Annotated in this window: 20 protein-coding genes; 11 read left to right on the top strand and 9 right to left on the bottom strand. The window is 61.8% G+C overall.

What is annotated here, in order from left to right; genetic code table 11:
* Positions 1–4: 4 nt before the first annotated feature.
* Positions 5–238: a hypothetical protein gene (locus EEB12_RS30540; protein WP_181447529.1), complete on the bottom strand. Its 234-nt coding sequence runs from the start codon at positions 236–238 to the stop codon at positions 5–7.
* A complete protein-coding gene (locus tag EEB12_RS30545) occupies positions 238–855 on the bottom strand; it encodes a hypothetical protein (protein ID WP_181447530.1) in 618 nt (205 codons plus the stop codon). Before EEB12_RS30545 ends, EEB12_RS30540 begins: the two co-directional genes overlap by 1 nt.
* Positions 856–1,033: 178 nt before the next feature.
* Here EEB12_RS30545 and EEB12_RS23555 point away from each other — a divergent pair, with 178 nt between their 5' ends.
* Positions 1,034–1,534: an ImmA/IrrE family metallo-endopeptidase gene (locus EEB12_RS23555; RefSeq protein ID WP_003946241.1), complete on the top strand. Its 501-nt coding sequence runs from the start codon at positions 1,034–1,036 to the stop codon at positions 1,532–1,534.
* Positions 1,531–2,532, top strand: a complete 1,002-nt coding sequence (locus EEB12_RS23560) for a hypothetical protein (RefSeq protein WP_020908623.1) — start codon at positions 1,531–1,533, stop codon at positions 2,530–2,532. The genes EEB12_RS23555 and EEB12_RS23560 overlap by 4 nt, the downstream gene beginning before the upstream one ends.
* A 42-nt stretch (positions 2,533–2,574) precedes the next feature.
* On the opposite strand, the gene EEB12_RS23565 is transcribed toward EEB12_RS23560, so the two are convergent.
* Positions 2,575–2,991 (bottom strand): helix-turn-helix domain-containing protein, encoded by a 417-nt coding sequence (locus EEB12_RS23565; RefSeq protein ID WP_003946231.1) that lies wholly within the window; start codon positions 2,989–2,991, stop codon positions 2,575–2,577.
* Positions 2,992–3,483: 492 nt separating this feature from the next.
* Here EEB12_RS23565 and EEB12_RS30550 point away from each other — a divergent pair, with 492 nt between their 5' ends.
* The 3 genes from EEB12_RS30550 to EEB12_RS23575 all read left to right on the top strand — a co-directional run bounded on the left by EEB12_RS30550 (position 3,484) and on the right by EEB12_RS23575 (position 5,146).
* Positions 3,484–3,627 carry a hypothetical protein gene (locus EEB12_RS30550; protein WP_162267916.1) on the top strand — a complete coding sequence of 48 codons (144 nt, stop codon included), beginning with the start codon at positions 3,484–3,486 and terminating at the stop codon, positions 3,625–3,627.
* A 142-nt stretch (positions 3,628–3,769) separates the two neighbouring features.
* Entirely contained in the window at positions 3,770–4,615 is an 846-nt protein-coding gene (locus EEB12_RS23570; protein ID WP_019744717.1) for an SDR family oxidoreductase, read from the top strand.
* Positions 4,616–4,663: 48 nt separating this feature from the next.
* Complete coding sequence (locus tag EEB12_RS23575; RefSeq protein ID WP_141488593.1) at positions 4,664–5,146, top strand: DUF2505 domain-containing protein; 483 nt, start codon at positions 4,664–4,666, stop codon at positions 5,144–5,146.
* Here EEB12_RS23575 and soxR read toward each other — a convergent pair.
* Together soxR and EEB12_RS23585 are read right to left on the bottom strand one after the other, a co-directional pair.
* A complete protein-coding gene (soxR, locus tag EEB12_RS23580; protein ID WP_019744715.1) occupies positions 5,132–5,611 on the bottom strand; it encodes a redox-sensitive transcriptional activator SoxR in 480 nt (159 codons plus the stop codon). The two genes, EEB12_RS23575 and soxR, sit on opposite strands and share 15 nt — an antisense overlap.
* A gap of 5 nt (positions 5,612–5,616) precedes the next feature.
* Positions 5,617–6,105, bottom strand: a complete 489-nt coding sequence (locus EEB12_RS23585; protein ID WP_020970333.1) for an FABP family protein — start codon at positions 6,103–6,105, stop codon at positions 5,617–5,619.
* 99 nt (positions 6,106–6,204) lie between these two features.
* Between EEB12_RS23585 and arcA the strand changes: the two genes are divergently transcribed.
* Positions 6,205–7,422, top strand: a complete 1,218-nt coding sequence (arcA, locus tag EEB12_RS23590; RefSeq protein WP_019744713.1) for an arginine deiminase — start codon at positions 6,205–6,207, stop codon at positions 7,420–7,422.
* Positions 7,423–7,432: 10 nt separating this feature from the next.
* On the opposite strand, the gene arsC is transcribed toward arcA, so the two are convergent.
* Positions 7,433–7,786 (bottom strand): arsenate reductase (glutaredoxin), encoded by a 354-nt coding sequence (gene arsC, locus EEB12_RS23595; RefSeq protein ID WP_141488594.1) that lies wholly within the window; start codon positions 7,784–7,786, stop codon positions 7,433–7,435.
* Between the two features lie 94 nt (positions 7,787–7,880).
* On the opposite strand from arsC, the gene EEB12_RS23600 reads away from it, so the two are divergent.
* From EEB12_RS23600 to EEB12_RS23615, 4 genes are all read left to right on the top strand, one after another.
* Entirely contained in the window at positions 7,881–8,564 is a 684-nt protein-coding gene (locus EEB12_RS23600; RefSeq protein ID WP_141488595.1) for an SDR family oxidoreductase, read from the top strand.
* A gap of 25 nt (positions 8,565–8,589) precedes the next feature.
* Positions 8,590–8,949 (top strand): GntR family transcriptional regulator, encoded by a 360-nt coding sequence (locus EEB12_RS23605; protein ID WP_020970329.1) that lies wholly within the window; start codon positions 8,590–8,592, stop codon positions 8,947–8,949.
* A gap of 48 nt (positions 8,950–8,997) precedes the next feature.
* The gene (locus EEB12_RS23610; protein WP_141488596.1) at positions 8,998–9,429 is read left to right on the top strand and encodes a DoxX family protein; all 432 of its coding nucleotides are present in this window, start codon (positions 8,998–9,000) and stop codon (positions 9,427–9,429) included.
* Between the two features lie 84 nt (positions 9,430–9,513).
* Complete coding sequence (locus EEB12_RS23615) at positions 9,514–11,148, top strand: BCCT family transporter (protein WP_019744709.1); 1,635 nt, start codon at positions 9,514–9,516, stop codon at positions 11,146–11,148.
* Between the two features lie 54 nt (positions 11,149–11,202).
* Here the strand turns inward: EEB12_RS23615 and EEB12_RS23620 are convergent, their stop codons facing one another.
* The gene (locus tag EEB12_RS23620; RefSeq protein WP_020908615.1) at positions 11,203–12,711 is read right to left on the bottom strand and encodes a dolichyl-phosphate-mannose--protein mannosyltransferase; all 1,509 of its coding nucleotides are present in this window, start codon (positions 12,709–12,711) and stop codon (positions 11,203–11,205) included.
* A gap of 74 nt (positions 12,712–12,785) precedes the next feature.
* Between EEB12_RS23620 and rsmI the strand changes: the two genes are divergently transcribed.
* Positions 12,786–13,616, top strand: a complete 831-nt coding sequence (gene rsmI / locus EEB12_RS23625; RefSeq protein WP_021332320.1) for a 16S rRNA (cytidine(1402)-2'-O)-methyltransferase — start codon at positions 12,786–12,788, stop codon at positions 13,614–13,616.
* Here the strand turns inward: rsmI and EEB12_RS23630 are convergent.
* Positions 13,613–14,860, bottom strand: coding sequence for a DUF2786 domain-containing protein (locus EEB12_RS23630; protein ID WP_258537188.1), 1,248 nt, complete (start codon positions 14,858–14,860; stop codon positions 13,613–13,615). The genes rsmI and EEB12_RS23630 overlap by 4 nt on opposite strands.
* A gap of 81 nt (positions 14,861–14,941) precedes the next feature.
* Positions 14,942–16,540 carry a methionine--tRNA ligase gene (metG, locus tag EEB12_RS23635; RefSeq protein ID WP_141488597.1) on the bottom strand — a complete coding sequence of 533 codons (1,599 nt, stop codon included), beginning with the start codon at positions 16,538–16,540 and terminating at the stop codon, positions 14,942–14,944.
* Positions 16,541–16,547 lie beyond the last annotated feature (7 nt).

The raw sequence follows: 16,547 nt of genomic DNA on the forward strand, positions 1-16,547 counted from the left end.
ACGGCTAGCGATGATGCTTGTTGCTGTGATGTGCCTGATGGGTATCGGCGTCCTTGCCGTATCGGTCTTCCCTGCCATCGTCGCCGCCCAACCTGGCGGCAACAGTGGCGGTGGAAACAATGGCAACGGAAACGGCAACTACGGCAACAACGGCGGCAATAACAACGGCAACAACGGCAACAACGGTGGCGGTAACAACGGCAACGGCAACGGCAACTACGGCTGGCATTGCCACCATCACAACTGCGGTACAACGGTAATTCCGACGCCGACCACGACTGAGCCGACCACGACGACTGAGCCGACCACGACGACTGAGCCCACGACGACGACTGAGCCCACGACGACTGAGCCCACGACGACTGAGCCGACCACGACGACTGAGCCCACGACGACTGAGCCGACCACGACGACTGAGCCGACCACGACGACTGAGCCGACCACGACGACTGAGCCGACCACGACGACTGAGGCCTCGACCAACCCTTCGGCGTCGCAACGTCCGAGCAGCAGCGCTTCCCCTGCGACCAACGCAACTTCGCAGACCGAGAGTTCATCGAGCGAAGCACCCTCCGAGACGCAGTCCCCTTCCGAGTCGCAGTCGAGTTCCGAGCCATCCTCGGAGGCAGCGGTTCCACCGGCTGGACCGTCTGATCCGCAAGGGCCGTCAGCAGGCGGCGGAGCACCTGCACCCTCTGCCGGTGGACCGGCGAACGCTGCGCCGGGCGCAGTCGCAGCACCGTCCGCGCCCGAGGTTCTGGCCGCACCGGCTCCCGTAGCTCCCCAGGTACCGTCGAACGCTCCGAACGTCGCGAGTCCCAGTGAGAACCCGCAGGCATTCCCGACGGCGTTCACTCATGGCCTTCCACCGATTCTCAACGCTGCCGCCGTCGCCGGCGGTGTGGGCGGAATGGCAGTCGTAGCGGCCGGTGCGGGAGCAATGACTTTCCGCGGAGCATCGTTGCAGAAGGCACGTTTGGCTGCCGCACGTGCCGAATTCCTGGCACCCGGATCACAGGGAGGTGCGTGAGTCGTGCCGGACAGACGTTCACATCGCCGCGTTCTGGCCGCGGTGGATGCCGTATGTGACGCAGCAGCGTCGTCGGAGGCTGTGTCACTGCTTACGGTGGTGCAGACAGTCGCCCGAGAGCGCGGGCGCCCGATCGAGATCGATCTGGAAACCCCGCTCGCCACCGGCGTGTGCGGTCAGCGCCGGGCCTACGACGACCACGACGTCATCGTTTTGGCTCCCGGGCTACCCAATGTCGAGCGGACTCTGGCACATGAGTTGGGGCACATAGTGTTTCGCCACGAAGGTGCCGAGATCGCCGAGGCGACGCTCGAGGTCAGTGACGATTTGATCGCCTACATGTTGAGTCAACGTTCTCTGCGGCGCAACGAACCCGTGCCGATGGATGACATCGCGGAGTGGGAAGCCGAGACGTTCGCGTCGATGTTGATCATGCGTCTGCGAACGATGAGTGGCCGTGGGACACCGCTGTCGGTATTGCGGTATGACGAGGCGATCGGATGATCTTTTGGGCTGTGGCCCTTCTCGTCTGGGTTGCAGCCGGCGCGAGACTGGGTCGAGTTGTCGCGCGCACCGCGACGCCGTTGCGAATGTCGATGGTCTTCGCAGGCTTCTCGGTCGCATTGTCGTCGACGGTCATGGTGCCTGCGGTGTGGGACATCGTCGATCGAATTGCGCCGGAGCAACATGCCGCAGCGATGATCGTCATCGTCTTGTGGACCGCGTTGTCCGCGGCCAGCGCAGTCGGCGCCGTGTCGGCCTGGCCGGTGATGTCGCGTCCAGCCATGCGCGGTCTCGCCACGGTGCTGTACTCGGTGGGGCTGCTGGTGGCGATCGCGGTTTTCTTCGGATACCCAGCGCCGGCTCTGATCTTTATCATCGTCGCTCTGTCCCTTGTCATTTCGACGGGGTTACGGCACGTCGCGTGGGCGCCGTTGGGGCGCGGAATCGCATTGATCGTGACAGGTTCGTCGGTCTTGCTTGTCGTGGTCGTCGTGATGCTGGTCGAATCGATCGGTGGCACCAGCGCACTCGAATCGGATATCTGGACGGGCGCAGGGGTGTGGTTCATCGCTGCCTCGAGTGTTCTGATAGCGCTGGGCATCACGTGGGTGCTTCTCGAGACGTGGTTGCGCGCACGACGAGACTTGTATCGCCTACGGCGGATGCACGCGCTTCTCGTCAAGCGATTCCCCGAGGTTGTCGACGCGGACAGTGCCGGAAGTACGTCAGTACTCCGGGCATCGGACATGATCGCCCAGATCATGGATGCGATGTACATACAGTCCGGCGCCGGGATGTTCGACGTCGGTGGTCAGGAACCACCCCGGGCAGTTACCGCCCATGCAGGAATACTTGCGGGGTGGATCGCGGATCCATTGGCCTCGGATGTGTTGGACACCAGATGGATTGCGCCACCTGAGAAGATGTCGGCGCGCCGATGGGTGTTGTTGTTGGCGAAGGAACTCGATGAAACGACAAAAGTAGGTCGACGTTCGTAGTCGACCTACTCCATGTCAATTCAGTGCTTCAGCACATTTGCATCAGCGTGACGCGTCGGGCGGAACCTCTGGCAAACCCTCACTCGCGCGGAGCTTTTCAGCCATCGTGGTGAGCAGATTCTGCGATTCTTCCGACAGGTCGAATGCGCGGCTCGAGAGGCGGCGAAGGCCGTAACCTTGGAGCTGCGAGAGCAGTTCGAGGTCGTGATCGATCTTGGCAGCGTAGATGTCGTTGAAGAAGTAGTCGGGCTTCACCTTGAAGAACCGGGCGAACGCAGCGACTGTCTCGTCCGAGGGGTTGGTGCGCTGTCCCGAGCGGAGCTGCGAGATGTACGGCTTGGAGATCTGATGGCCGTCTTCGATGAGCGCTGCCGCAACCTCGGCGTTGGTGTGGGGTTTGCGCCCCGGAGGATGAACACTGTCGAACAGTTTGTTCAATCGTTCTGCAAAGTCAGCCATTGTGAACCGCCCCGTAATCCTCTCTAGCTAGCAATTGTCCGTTCAGTGAATCCTACGGTATCACGCGGATAACCGATCGGTAGCTCACCGTAGTCTGTTTAGTGGACCAGTTGTCAAATGTGTCCGAGATTCGTTTCGTTCGGCCATTGAGTGCTCAGCTATGTCTCAGCGCACATTGAGTATCGGCCGCACGAAGATTGTGCAGCTACGGTCGCGCTATTCGAACCTTCCATTACTTGGTTAATGTGCCCAGTATCAAACCTTTTACCCGTTTTGGCGATATTAGCTAAGCGTTAGCCTGGTTTTTCATATGTGTTCCGAAAGGAAAACCGCAGTTCAGTGACGGTGTGGAGTGATGCGGTTGCAATTATGGCGACTGTTCGCGATGTTGCTCGAATCACTTTGGGGTTGAACCTTGAACGGTTTGCCGGAATGCAATCTGCGCTAGCTAAACCCCCTGCGTAGGTGCAGAATTGTGATATGAAACACACGATGAGCGATGACGAACTGCGCCGCGCGATCCGTGAAATCCAGGATCGAGCCCACGACGCACGCAAGCGTGGGGACGATGTAGCGGCGGAAGAACTCGACCGTACGGTCAGGGGCTATCAAGAGCAGATGGCTCAGCGTCTGTAGCTGACGGTGGGTTCGGCGACTGCCGCCGAGGTCGTGGGTTCTGGCATGCTCACGGCCGCAATGCGTGTTTCGGGGCGGCCGCACAACGCGTGCGTAGACTTTCCCGCATGTCCACAGTACGAGTGCGGGGGAGTGTCGATCCATGTCAGTAAGGTCGCTCGAGGGTAAGAAATGCCTGATCACCGGCGCTGGTAGTGGGATAGGACGCGCAACTGCACTGCGGGCCTCCGAGGCCGGAGCCGAATTGTTTCTCACTGATATCAACGACCGTGGATTGCAAGAGACTGCCGCAATGGTTGGTGCCGGAGGGGGCACGGTCAGTTTGGCCAAGGCACTCGATATCTCGGATTACGACGAGGTCGTGAAATTCGGTACCGAGATTCACACTCAATTCTCTCCGATGGATGTCGTCATGAATATCGCCGGCATTTCAGCGTGGGGAACTATCGAGAACCTCGAGCATCGGCACTGGAAGTCGATGGTTGACGTCAACCTGATGGGACCGATCCATGTCATGGAGACGTTCGTTCCGCCCATGATCCGCGCCGGCAAGGGTGGGCACCTGGTCAATGTGTCTTCGGCCGCTGGGCTCTTGGCACTGCCGTGGCATGCCGCTTACAGTGCGAGCAAGTTCGGCCTTCGCGGGGTCTCCGAGGTGCTGCGATTCGATCTGAAGCGGCACGGAATCGGCGTCAGTCTGGTTGTGCCTGGTGGGGTGAAGACGCCTTTGGTGGGAACCGTGGAGATCGCGGGTATCGACCGGGATGACCCGCGGGTCAAAAAGCTCACGCATCGGTTCGAGAAGCGCGCGGTCTCCCCGGAGAAGGTGGCCTCGTGCATTCTGCGGGGAATCGAGAAGAACACGTACCTCGTGTATACGTCCAATGACATTCGATTCGGATACTGGTGGGCCCGCAAATTCGCCCCGCCTTACGAGTTCGTGATGCAAAAAGCGAACGACCAGTTCAGTAAATTGCTCAAGCGATGAGCATTAACTCCGACGGGACTTTTATCTAGTCGAATAGGGACCAAAGTCATGCCGAAGAGTTTTCACTTCGATATCGAATTCGAATATCCGATCGACGACGTGCATCGAACTTTGACAGACCCGAGTTATTGGAAAGTCCGACTCGGAGACCTTTATGCCACCTCGGACATCGAAGTTGGAGACGGATCGATCGAAGTATCCGTGTCCGAGGAAATCGACTCTGCCTCCCTCCCGACCCTGGTCGCCAAGGTTGCGCCGAGTCGACTGGGTCTGACACGGGTCGACCACTGGGGGCCTCTGTCTGACGGGAAGGCCGCAGGGTCGGTCACCGGGATCGCGCACGGACTGCCGATACGAATCGAGACGACGCTCGACCTCACCGCCGCCGAGTCCTGCACGCGACTGGTCGTCGACGGGACGGCCGAAGTGAAGATGCCGATTATCGGCGGCCAGATCGAGAAGTTGCTGAAGAAGACCGTCGAGGACTTGCTGGGGCGCGATCGGGACGCTGTCGAGTCATTTCTCGCCTGAGTCGGCGCCGAAATCCACCTCCAGAACGCGTGCACCTGGGCCGGCGGCAGCGAGTTGATCGTGAGGGTTTGCGAGGGCGCATCCCTCCAGTGAGAGACACCCGCAACCTATGCAACCGGTGAGATTGTCGCGTAGTCGTTCCAGTTGCTCGATGCGGAGATCGAGGTGGCGCCGCCATCCGGTCGACAACCGTTCCCAATCTGCGCGGTTCGGGGTACGGCCTTCAGGAAGTGTGCCGAGGGCTTCCCGGATTTCCGACAGCGGAATGCCGACGCGTTGCGAGATTCTGATGAAGGCGACGCGTCGAAGCGTGTCTCGTTGGTATCGACGCTGGTTGCCGCTGGTCCGGCGACTGACGATGAGGCCTTCTCGTTCGTAGAAATGCAGGGCCGAGACGGCGACACCGCTGCGCTCGGAGAGCTGGCCGGGCGTAAGTTCCTTGGCTTTCCACGACGGCATCTCCATGGCGACTACCGGTCCGTCGCCCGGTGGAGGGTGGCGTGGAGATGATGCGTCAGCGGGGTGTCACCGTGCGCCATCCACAAGTCGTAGGTCAGGGTGTCGCCTTGGACGCGCATGACTCGCCGGACGTCGTGAACCGGTTTTGCGTCGGGCGATGCTGCGAGCGTGAGACGGGTCAAGGCGAGAGTGCCTTCGGAGTCGACGGTGCCGCGATGGATCTCCACAAATCCGGTGGGCTGGCTGACCAGCAGTTCGAGCTCACCACCAGGTGTCGGGCGCAGGTATCCCGATTCCATGTGAAGTGGTCGGCCGTCGGGGAGCCCACGAGTGCGCGACGAGTAGGTGACAAACGGTTTCGGAGTCGGAGCGAACTCGATCTCCTCGGAGTACTCGAAGTCGTCGATGGTGGGGAAATGTCCGGCTCCAGCGCCGACCCAGCGCCCGGTGAACCTGTCGATTCCGGCGCCGCCCAGCGCCGCCTGATCCGTGCTACTCATTGCGTGGTCCTCTCGCCTGCGTCGGATCAGACGTTACGCGGGCCGGTACGGAAGCTGCTTGTCCCTGCTGGGTGGGGCCTACGGGATTAGTGTTCACTCATGAACGCTTCTGGCTCCGTCCCCCTCGGTGTCGATTCCGAGGTGGGCCGATTGCGATCGGTCATTCTTCATCGTCCGGGCGACGAGTTGAAACGATTGACTCCGCGCAACAACGACGAGCTGCTGTTCGACGCGTTGCCGTGGGTGGACCGCGCGCAGGAAGAACACGATCAGTTTGCGACCGTCCTTCGTGAGCGCGGCGTCGAGGTACTGCTTTTGTCCGATCTCCTCACCGAGGCGCTCGAGGTCAGTGGCGCAGCGAGGATCCAGGGAATCGCGGCCGCCGTCGACGCACGCAAGATCGGCCACGCGCTCGGGCAACACCTGGCTGCGTACCTGCGAAAGGTAGAGCCGAAGGAGCTGTCGTCGATCCTTACTGCCGGAATGACGTTCGACGAGCTGCCGATCGACGCCGGCTCGACCTCGTTGGTGCGCAGGATGCATCACGGCGGTGACTTCGTGATCGACCCGCTGCCCAACTTGCTCTTCACCCGCGATTCGTCGTTCTGGGTCGGGCCACGGGTCATCATCACGTCCTTGGCGTTGTCAGCGCGAGCTCGCGAATCCTCGATCACGGATCTCGTCTACGCGCATCACCCTCGATTCAAAGGCGTGCGTCGCGCGTACGAGTCGCACACGGCTCCTGTCGAGGGAGGTGACGTGCTGCTTCTCGCGCCGGGGGTGATCGCGATCGGTGTCGGTGAACGTACATCACCCGCCGGCGCAGAAGCATTGGCGCGTAGCGTGTTCGACGACGGTCTCGCCCACACGGTGTTGGTTGTTCCGATCGAGCAACGCCGAGCGTCGATGCATCTCGACACGGTCTGCACCATGGTCGAGGCCGACGCGGTCGTCATGTATCCGGCCATTCAGGACACATTGGCAGCGTTCACCCTTCGCAAGGAAGACGACGGGGTGAGTATTCGCGGTGCGACGCCGTTCCTCGAAGCGGCAGCCGACGCCATGGGAATCGGAAAACTTCGAGTGATCGACACCGGACTCGACACGGTCACTGCCGAGCGTGAGCAATGGGACGACGGCAACAACACGTTGGCCGTCGAACCGGGCGTCGTCGTCGCTTACGAGCGCAACGTCGAAACGAATGCCAGGCTGGAGGCCTCGGGTATCGAGGTTTTGCGAATCGCGGGTTCCGAACTGGGCTCCGGTCGCGGTGGACCTCGCTGCATGTCCTGCCCGATCGCCCGCGATCCGCTGTGAGCGGTAGACGTCAGAGAATCTCTTCCACCTTGGCTGCCGGACGCGCGAGCACCGTGCCCTTGTCAGTGACGACGAATGGGCGTTCGATCAGAATTGGGTGCTCGATCATCGCGTCGAGGATCTCGGATTCGGAAGCGTCGGCGAGTCCGAGGTCCTTGTACTGCGTTTCGCGCTTGCGAACCGCTTGACTGGGCTCGAGGCCGGCGTCGGCGATGAGTTTTTCCAGCTCGGATCGGGTAGGCGGAGTATCGAGGTACTTGACGACGGTGGGTTCGATGCCGGCTTCCCGGATGAGCCCGAGAACGGTCCGCGAGGTGTTGCACCGTTGATTGTGGAAGATGGTTGCAGATGCCATGTTCGTCATTCTGCCTCTGCGTCCGAACTCGTGGGACAAACAGGGGAACAACGGGCCGCTCCGGAGTGCTGCACCTGAAGTACCGACGTGTGAGGAGAAAACGATGACGGAACATCGAAGTGTGGACGAACGACGCGTGGTCATTGCCGGCGGGCACGGCAAGATCGCGCAGCACCTGACGTACCTGCTGGCAGGACATGGTGATCGGCCGGTAGCGCTGATCCGCAACTCCGCGCACGAGGGTGCGGTCCGCACACTCGGCGCGTTCCCCGTGGTGATCGATCTGGAATCCTCCACGGTCGAGGAAGTTGCGAAGGTACTCGACGGTGCCGACGTCGCGGTCTTCGCCGCGGGCGCCGGACCTGGTAGCTCGATCGAGCGCAAGGACTCCGTCGATCGAGCTGCGGCGGTGCTGTTGGCCGATGCCGCCGAGAAAGCGGGAGTACGTCGGTTCATTCAGATCAGCGCCATGGGTGCTGGTGACGAAATACCGGAGAACACCGACGAGGTTTTTGCCGCCTACCTGCGGGCGAAGACGGCATCGGAGGAAGACCTGAAGACAAGGTCTTCGCTGGATTGGACGATTCTTCGGCCAGGCCTTCTGACGGACGACGACCCGACCGGTGAAGTATTGCTTGCGCAGCCGCCAGTCGATCGAGGCTCTGTGCCTCGAGCCGATGTCGCCGCGGTCGTCGAAGCGCTCATCGATGCGCCGTCCAGCGTCGGCAAGACATTGGTTCTGACCTCCGGCCCGCATACGATCCGCGAGGCGATCGAGGGCTTGTGACCGAGAAGATACGACGAGGGTGACGATGAAGATCGCAATCGAACACGATTCCTCCACAGCTCCGTACGACCAACTGCGGCAACAGATTATCGAGCAGGTTCACGGTGGCGGATTGATCGCGGGAACCAAGATCCCGACGGTGCGAGCGTTGGCCTCGGAGCTGGGATTGGCGGCCAACACCGTCGCGAAGGCTTATCGCGCGCTCAGCGATCAGGGCGTAATCGAAACGAGGGGAAAGCAAGGGACATTCATCGCTTCGGGGACCGATCCGGTGCAGGCGCAGGCCGAGCAGGCGGCGACCGCGTTTGCGCATAGGGTCCGCTCGCTCGGGTACTCCGACAGTGAGATCGTCGCCATGGTGGAGTCGGCATTGAGAGGTGCATGACACAATGTTTAAGTTGACGCTTCAACTTAAAGCTGTCAGTCTTGGCTCATGAATTCGTCGATTGCTCGTGACCTCGGACTCCTCATCGCCCGTGTCGGCCTCGGGATCATCTTCATCGCCCACGGTTGGCAGAAGTTCTTCACCTACAAGATCGCCGGAACGCAGGCCGCGTTTGAAGGGATGGGCGCCCCGCTCCCCAAGATTTCTGCGGTTGTGGCTGCATCCATCGAACTCGGCGGCGGAATCCTGCTCATCGCGGGTCTGTTGACCCCGCTCGTCGGCGCGCTGCTGTTCCTCGACATGGTTGGCGCGTTCTTCATCGTGCACGCGGACAAGGGTGTCTTCATCGACAACGGTGGCTACGAACTCGTCATCGCACTCGGTGTCGGATCGCTCTTGATCGCTGTGATCGGCGCAGGACGCATCAGTATCGACGGATTGATCGGCAAGGGCAACGGTTGGGTTAAAACCCCAGCTTGATCGGGGTGAGAAGGCGGGTTCAACGGACGTTGAGCCCGCCTTCCGGCTTGCTTTTGGCCCATAAAGTGACGAACGTAGTCATCTATGGTGACGAAATCTGATCGATCCGAACAAGATTCCGGGGCCAACGAAGAGCGCCCGGAGACGGGCTTTACTCGAGTAGGCGTTCGGACCGACTACGTGGTGTTTTCCGTGGCGGCTGCCGCGGTGCTGGCTATTGTCGTGTGGGGCCTCGTAGCTCCCGACAACCTCGATTCGGTAACCGGAAGTGTTCTCGGCTGGTTGGTGACGAACATCGGCTGGCTCTTCGTACTCGCAGCTTCGGCTTTCGTGCTGTTTTCCATCTACCTCGCGGTCAGTCGATTCGGCGACATTCCGCTGGGCAAGGACGGTGAGAAGCCCGAGTTCCGAACCGTCAGCTGGATCGCGATGATGTTCAGCGCCGGCATGGGGATCGGCCTGATGTTCTTCGGTGTCGCGGAACCGCTTGCGCACTACGTGACTCCGCCTCCCGGCACCGACGGTGGCGTCGGAACTGCCATGGCCACCACCATGTTTCACTGGGGTCTTCATCCTTGGGCGATGTATGCCGTTGTGGGCCTTGCCATTGCATACGGGTCGTATCGCCGAGGACGCAAGCAACTGTTCAGTTCGGCCTTCATTCCGTTGCTCGGTCGCAAGGCCGAAGGGCCGATCGGCAAGGTCATCGACATCCTGGCGATCTTTGCCACACTTTTTGGTACCGCAGCATCTTTGGGGCTCGGCGCACTTCAGATCGGCTCCGGTTTCGAGGTAGTCGGCTGGATGGAAGAAGCCGGCGTTTTCCTGCTCGTGGCCATCGTTGCGGTGCTGACCCTGGCATTCGTCGCTTCGGCAGTTTCCGGTGTGGCCAAGGGAATTCAGTGGCTCTCCAACATCAACATGGTGCTCGCGCTGATCTTGGCCCTGTTCGTGTTCGTTCTCGGGCCGACCGTGCTGATTCTCAATCTGCTCCCGACGACCATTGGCGCATACGTTTCCGACCTCGCCCAGATGTCCGCCCGCACGGGTGCATCATCGAATCCTGAAACGGGCGCGTGGCTTTCGTCGTGGACGATCTTCTACTGGGCATGGTGGGTGTCTTGGACGCCGTTCGTCGGCATGTTCCTGGCACGCATCAGCCGCGGCCGCACGATCCGCCAGTTCATCGTCGGCGTCATCGCCGTTCCCACGACTGTCAGCTTGCTCTGGTTCGCGATCTTCGGCGGCGCGGGCATCGGCGAGGAACGTGACGGAATCGGCTTGTCCGGCCGAGGCTCGGAAGAGGCTCAACTGTTCGGCATGCTCGACAATCTGCCGTTGGCCGGAGTGACGACTGTCCTCGTCATGCTGCTCGTGGCAGTGTTCTTCGTTTCCGGCGCAGACGCTGCGTCGATGGTGATGGGGACGCTCTCGCAGCGCGGAACGCTCGAACCGAGTCGCTGGGTCGTGGTCTTCTGGGGCATGTTGACCGGTGGCGTCGCGGCGCTTCTGCTGTGGACCGGTGGCTCCGAAGCGCTCGACGGCTTGCAGACCATGACGATCATCGCTGCGGCGCCGTTCGTGCTGGTCATGATCGGACTGTGCTTCTCGCTGTACAAGGACCTTTCGCACGACCCGATCATCATTGCGGCGAAGGAGCAGAAACGTGCTCTCCTACGCCCGAGGCGGGGACGTCGCGTCGGTAAGCCGACAGAGTAATCGTGAAGCGAAGGAGGCACCGAACCAGGTTCGGTGCCTCCTTCGTCTGTCCCACTATTTCCAGCTAGGCAGCCACAGATGGTTCTGCCACGATTCCGGCGTGATCGGCATGGCGGTGAGTATCGGCCAGAGGTAGACGAAGTTGGCCACGACCAGACCGATGTACAGACTGACCGCAAGAAGTCCGGTGGTACGACGCTCGACGGACGCGCTCGCCTTGCCCAGAACATCGCCGAGGACCAGCGCAAATCCCATGACCATGAACGGGGCGAGTGCAACTGCGTAGAAGTAGTACATCTGGCGGTCGAGCGTCGCGAACCACGGAAGGTAAGCGGCGCCGTAGCCCGTCAGGACCACGGCGTATCGCCAGTCCCTGCGCACGAACGTCTGCCAGATCGCCCACGCCAACATCGGTAGTGCCAGCCACCACATCGCCGGTGTGCCGATCAGCATCACGGCCTTGACGCAGCTGGCGGCCCCGCAACCGGTGACCTGCTCGCCGTCGGCGTAGTAGTAGAGCATCGGTCGTAGCCCCATCGGCCACGTCCACGGTTTCGACTCCCACGGGTGGTGGTTTCCGGCGGAGTTGGTCAGACCGGCATGGAACTGGAGAACGTTTCCGCTGTAGTACCAGAGTGAACGCAGTGCGGAGGGAATGAAGCTCCACGTGCCGCCCTCACCGATCTCGTTACCGACGGCGTGACGGTCCACGCCGGTCTCGCTGGTGAACCAGGCCCAGTAGCTCGCGAGGTACACACCGAGCGGAATGACCACCAGCGCATACAGAGCTGGACCGATGTCGCGAACCGCGGTGCCGACCCAGGGGTGCTGCACGCGGTATGCGCGGCGCGCTGACAGGTCGAAGGCAACACTGAGCAATCCGAAGAACAGAATGAAGTACATGCCGGACCACTTGGTTCCGCATGCCAGACCGAGCAGGATGCCGGCGCCGAACCTCCACCACCGGAAACCCAGCCGTGGACCCCAGGCGGAATCGCCGATTCGACCTTCCTCGTACACCTTCGCCATTCGTTCGCGGACTTGATCGCGATCGACCACCAGACATCCGAGGGCGGCGAGGACGAAGAAGGCCAGGAAGATGTCAAGCATCCCCAGGCGTGAGGAGACGAAGGTGACGCCGTCCACGATGAGCAGGATTCCGGCAATCGCGCCGATCAGCGTGGACCGCGTCATGCGGCGGACGATCCGGATGATCAGCAGGACCATCAGCGTTCCGACCAGGGCTGACGAGAATCGCCACCCCCAACCGTTGTAACCGAAGAGTGCTTCGCCGATCGCGATCATCTGCTTACCGATCGGCGGGTGCACCACCAATCCGTAACCGGGATTGTCTTCGATGCCACCGCCGGTCAGAACTTGCCAGCCCTGCGGAACGTAGTGCTTCTCGTCGAATACAGGTGTGCCGGCGTCGGTCGGGTAGGCGAGCATCGTGAAGCGGGTGATCGCCGCGATGGCGGTGATGAAAGCGGTGACGATCCAGCCGCGCAATCTGTCGGTCGGGCCGAAATCAGGATCCGGTACCAGCGGGCCGGGACTACGCACTACCCGATCGCTCGTGGCGGGCGTTGGCCGCTCGTCCGTCTGCACAGTCACCTGGCAATCGTAGGCTGTCAGGTATGACTGGTCGTTTGGTACTCGCCGCAACACCCATGGGAGATGTCGGTGACGCATCCCCGCGTCTTCGGTCTGCTCTCGCAACCGCCGACGTCGTCGCTGCGGAGGACACACGACGCACCAAGTCTCTGGCGTCCGCGCTCGAGGTAACCATCACCGGGAAGATCGTCAGTTTCTACGATCAGGTCGAGATTTCGCGGCTGCCCGCGTTGGTCGCCGACGTGGCCGAAGGCAAGACCGTCCTGCTGGTCACCGATGCAGGCATGCCGTCGGTCAGTGACCCCGGATATCGCCTCGTTGCCGCCTGCGTAGCCGAGAACCTCGCCGTCACGTGTCTCCCGGGCCCGTCGGCGGTCACGACGGCGCTGGCACTCTCGGGTTTGCCGGTGGAGCGGTTCTGCTTCGACGGGTTCCCACCGCGAAAGCAGGGGCAGCGCAAGACCTGGCTTTCGGCCCTGGCAACCGAGCAGCGAGCGTGTGTGTTCTTCGAAGCACCCCATCGCCTTGCCGACTGCCTCGCAGATGCGGTGGAAGTTCTCGGGCCCGATCGCCGCGCGGCCGTGTGCCGGGAATTGACCAAGACCTACGAGGAAGTGAAGCGCGGCACTCTCGGAGAGTTAGCTACTTGGGCGGCCGAGGGCGTTCGCGGAGAGATCACGGTGGTGCTCGAAGGCGCAGTGCTGGTGGCATCTGATCCTGCCGATCTGGTCGACGAGGTGGAAAGGCTGGTTGAGGGGGGAGCACGATTGAAGGACGCGTGTGCTCTGGTCGCAACGGCCGGAGTCTCCAAGCGTGAGTTGTACGAGACGGTCCTGGCCGCTCGAAAGGACTAGCGGGAGCGGTTCACGGCGGGTGCGCCGGGACGCAGGTTGGCGTCGTCGGCTGCAGCCTGGCCGGCGTGCCAGCCTTCGGCGTCGACGGACCGTCCGCGAGTTTTGCGGGTTGTCGGGAACAATCGATCGAATTCGGCGTCGACGGCCTCGGAAGTGGTGGCCAGGATCGGCAGAAGATCCGCGACGTCCATCGATGCCGCGTCGGCCGCTTCGGCGGTGGCTTTGGTGCCGGCGTCTCGCAGACGGTGTCCGATGCGGCTGGCGAACCCGGCCAGGAATCCCTTGCGGAACGAGGTGGTGCGTGAGCCGCCACGATTGCTCGAGTCGGCGAATTGCATTGCACGGGTTGCCTGTACGAGCAAGGAAGTGAACAGCATGTCGACTTGCTGAAGGTCGACCGGAGTGCCGACGACGGTCGCGAGTGCGATGTCGCTGAACCAGACAGTCCTGACTCGATTCGATTCGCCGATCTCGGTCAGGAGGTGAACCTTTTCCTTCACGTACGGGTTCTCGATGTGAATGCGTCGGGCATTCACGGATGTGTCGGTGACCCCGGCGCGAGAGTGGAGCAGCGCGGAATCGATGGCGTACCGGGTCATCAACTCCTGAGCCTTCGCGGTGAAAATCTCGGCTTCTTCCGCGAAGTTGGTGGCTTCCGCTTTGGCGAGTAATCCACGAATTCGCTTGAGTACCTTGGCGTCGACCTCGGTATCGCCGACGCCGGCATAGCTGGTGTCGGTCCGTTGCGACGGCCAGGTGGATGGTGGCGCGAGCAACACCGTCCACTGAGGTAGGCGCATCCACGATCGCGCAACGTCGACGATCTGCGAAACAAGGAAGTAGGGATCCTGGAACAGAAGGCCGGCCGCGAGGGAGCGAAAAACGTCGTCGTCCACGGTGATTCGAGAAGCGATGCGTCGAGACTTTCCATACTGCTCGCCGATCGTCTGCAACTGCCCCACCCATTCGAGCGGTGCGCGATCGGAGGCGCGCGACGCTTTCGCATCGAACAGGATGGTGGTGGCGGCGAGATCGGCGTCGGACGCTTCTTTGCTTCGACGCGCCAGATGAATCAGATCCGCCGGCTGCCATCCGCGGTCGTACGCTGCGGACAGTTCGGAAACGAGATCTCGCACCGCGGAAACGGATTGAGGGCTGACCTCCTGAGTGGACACCCGCGCTCCGTTCCATGGCAGTGTCTGCGCCGAAGCGCTGGTTCGAATGTATGTTCTATTCGTCGTCATGGCTGGAGTGTGCACGTGGGGTCCGACACATCCGCCTGTAACCGGATATCTCGGACCCCACGTGCGGCACTCTCGCTTAGCTCATTCCTCGACGAAGCGGGGGAAAACTGGCGCCGGAGCAGGCAGTTTCCGGTTGGCGTCGATGCGAACCGCGATGTCGGCGAACTGCCGGTTCTCTTCGCTCTGGCCGAGCAGATCGAGGATGCGTGACGCCGCGTCGGGCATCACCGGCTGAACGAGAAGCCCGACGATACGGACCACTTCGAGCGTCACGTACAGAACCGTCGCCATGCGTGCCGGATCGGTCTTACGCAGAACCCACGGTTCCTGCTTGGAGAAGTACCGGTTGGTCTCGCCGAGAACGCCCCAGATGGCTTCCAGTGCGAGATGCAGAGCCTGCGCGTCGAACTCGCTGCGGCACTTGGCGAGCAGGGCATCCGCCGATGCCAGCATCGCCAGGTCGTCCTCGGTGAACTCGCCGGGGGTGGGTACCTGGGCGTCGCAGTTCTTCGCGACCATCGTCAGCGAACGCTGCGCGAGATTGCCGAGTTCGTTCGAGAGATCAGCATTCATGCGCGTCACGATCGCTTCGTGGCTGTAGCTGCCATCCTGACCGTACGAGATCTCGCGGAGCAAGAAGAAACGGACGGCGTCGAGGCCGTACTGATCGACCATCGCGATGGGGTCGACGACGTTGCCGACGGACTTCGACATCTTCTCGCCCTTGTTGTACAAGAAGCCGTGGACGAATACCCGCTCCGGCAGTTCGATGCCGGCAGACATGAGGAATGCCGGCCAGTACACGGTGTGGAACCGCGTGATGTCCTTGCCGATGATGTGCAGGCTCGCGGGCCAGAACTTCTTGAACTCCTCCGAATCGACGTTCGGGTAACCCACACCGGTCAGATAGTTGGTGAGGGCGTCTACCCAGACGTACATGACGTGGTCCGGGTCGCCCGGGACCTTGACGCCCCAGTCGAACGTGGTGCGCGAGATCGAGATGTCCTTGAGGCCGCCCTTGACGAAGCTGACGATCTCGTTGCGGCGTGTTGTGGGGGCGATGAATTCGGGGTGCTCTTCGTACAGCGCGAGGAGACGCTCCCCGTACGCCGAGAGACGGAAGGTGTAGTTCGACTCCTCGGTCCACTCCACCGGGGTGCCGGTCTCGGTGGACTGACGGGTGCCGTCCTCCAGAAGCGTGGTCTCGGCTTCGGTGTAGAAGGCCTCGTCCCGAACCGAGTACCAACCCGAGTACGTGTCGAGGTAGATGTCGCCCGATGCGGCCATCTTCTCCCAGATCGCCTTGCTGGCGACCTGGTGATCAGCGTCCGTGGTGCGGATGAACCGGTCGTACGAGATGTTCAGGACCTTGTCGAGGTTCTGGAACACGTCGGAGTTTCGAGCCGCGAGTTCGCGTACGTCGATGCCCTCTTTGATCGCTGTCTGCTGCATCTTCAGACCGTGCTCGTCGGTACCGGTCATGAAGAACACTTCATGACCGTCCAAACGCTTGAAGCGGGCGAGCGCGTCCGAGGAGATGTACTCGTACGCGTGGCCGATGTGCGGAGCGCCGTTGGGATACGCGATCGCTGTCGTGATGTAGAACGGCGATCGTTCCGCGCCTTCCGGGGCGGCGGAGTCCGGGCGCGGGGTCTGGGAGGGTGAGGCAGGCACAGTCATGGTGGGC

Source organism: Rhodococcus sp. WS1 (genome assembly GCF_003797745.1).
GTDB classification, from domain to species: Bacteria; Actinomycetota; Actinomycetes; order Mycobacteriales; family Mycobacteriaceae; genus Rhodococcus_F; species Rhodococcus_F erythropolis.

Excerpts from the sequence above, each read along its gene's own strand:
- EEB12_RS30540 (WP_181447529.1), bottom strand. The coding sequence starts at position 238 with ATGGTGGCAATGCCAGCCGTAGTTGCCGTTGCCGTTGCCGTTGTTACC.
- EEB12_RS23560 (WP_020908623.1), top strand. The coding sequence starts at position 1,531 with ATGATCTTTTGGGCTGTGGCCCTTCTCGTCTGGGTTGCAGCCGGCGCG.
- EEB12_RS23565 (WP_003946231.1), bottom strand. The coding sequence starts at position 2,991 with ATGGCTGACTTTGCAGAACGATTGAACAAACTGTTCGACAGTGTTCAT.
- EEB12_RS30550 (WP_162267916.1), top strand. The coding sequence starts at position 3,484 with ATGAGCGATGACGAACTGCGCCGCGCGATCCGTGAAATCCAGGATCGA.
- EEB12_RS23570 (WP_019744717.1), top strand. The coding sequence starts at position 3,770 with ATGTCAGTAAGGTCGCTCGAGGGTAAGAAATGCCTGATCACCGGCGCT.
- EEB12_RS23575 (WP_141488593.1), top strand. The coding sequence starts at position 4,664 with ATGCCGAAGAGTTTTCACTTCGATATCGAATTCGAATATCCGATCGAC.
- soxR (WP_019744715.1), bottom strand. The coding sequence starts at position 5,611 with ATGGAGATGCCGTCGTGGAAAGCCAAGGAACTTACGCCCGGCCAGCTC.
- EEB12_RS23585 (WP_020970333.1), bottom strand. The coding sequence starts at position 6,105 with ATGAGTAGCACGGATCAGGCGGCGCTGGGCGGCGCCGGAATCGACAGG.
- arcA (WP_019744713.1), top strand. The coding sequence starts at position 6,205 with ATGAACGCTTCTGGCTCCGTCCCCCTCGGTGTCGATTCCGAGGTGGGC.
- arsC (WP_141488594.1), bottom strand. The coding sequence starts at position 7,786 with ATGACGAACATGGCATCTGCAACCATCTTCCACAATCAACGGTGCAAC.
- EEB12_RS23600 (WP_141488595.1), top strand. The coding sequence starts at position 7,881 with ATGACGGAACATCGAAGTGTGGACGAACGACGCGTGGTCATTGCCGGC.
- EEB12_RS23605 (WP_020970329.1), top strand. The coding sequence starts at position 8,590 with ATGAAGATCGCAATCGAACACGATTCCTCCACAGCTCCGTACGACCAA.
- EEB12_RS23610 (WP_141488596.1), top strand. The coding sequence starts at position 8,998 with ATGAATTCGTCGATTGCTCGTGACCTCGGACTCCTCATCGCCCGTGTC.
- EEB12_RS23615 (WP_019744709.1), top strand. The coding sequence starts at position 9,514 with ATGGTGACGAAATCTGATCGATCCGAACAAGATTCCGGGGCCAACGAA.
- rsmI (WP_021332320.1), top strand. The coding sequence starts at position 12,786 with ATGACTGGTCGTTTGGTACTCGCCGCAACACCCATGGGAGATGTCGGT.
- EEB12_RS23630 (WP_258537188.1), bottom strand. The coding sequence starts at position 14,860 with ATGACGACGAATAGAACATACATTCGAACCAGCGCTTCGGCGCAGACA.
- metG (WP_141488597.1), bottom strand. The coding sequence starts at position 16,540 with ATGACTGTGCCTGCCTCACCCTCCCAGACCCCGCGCCCGGACTCCGCC.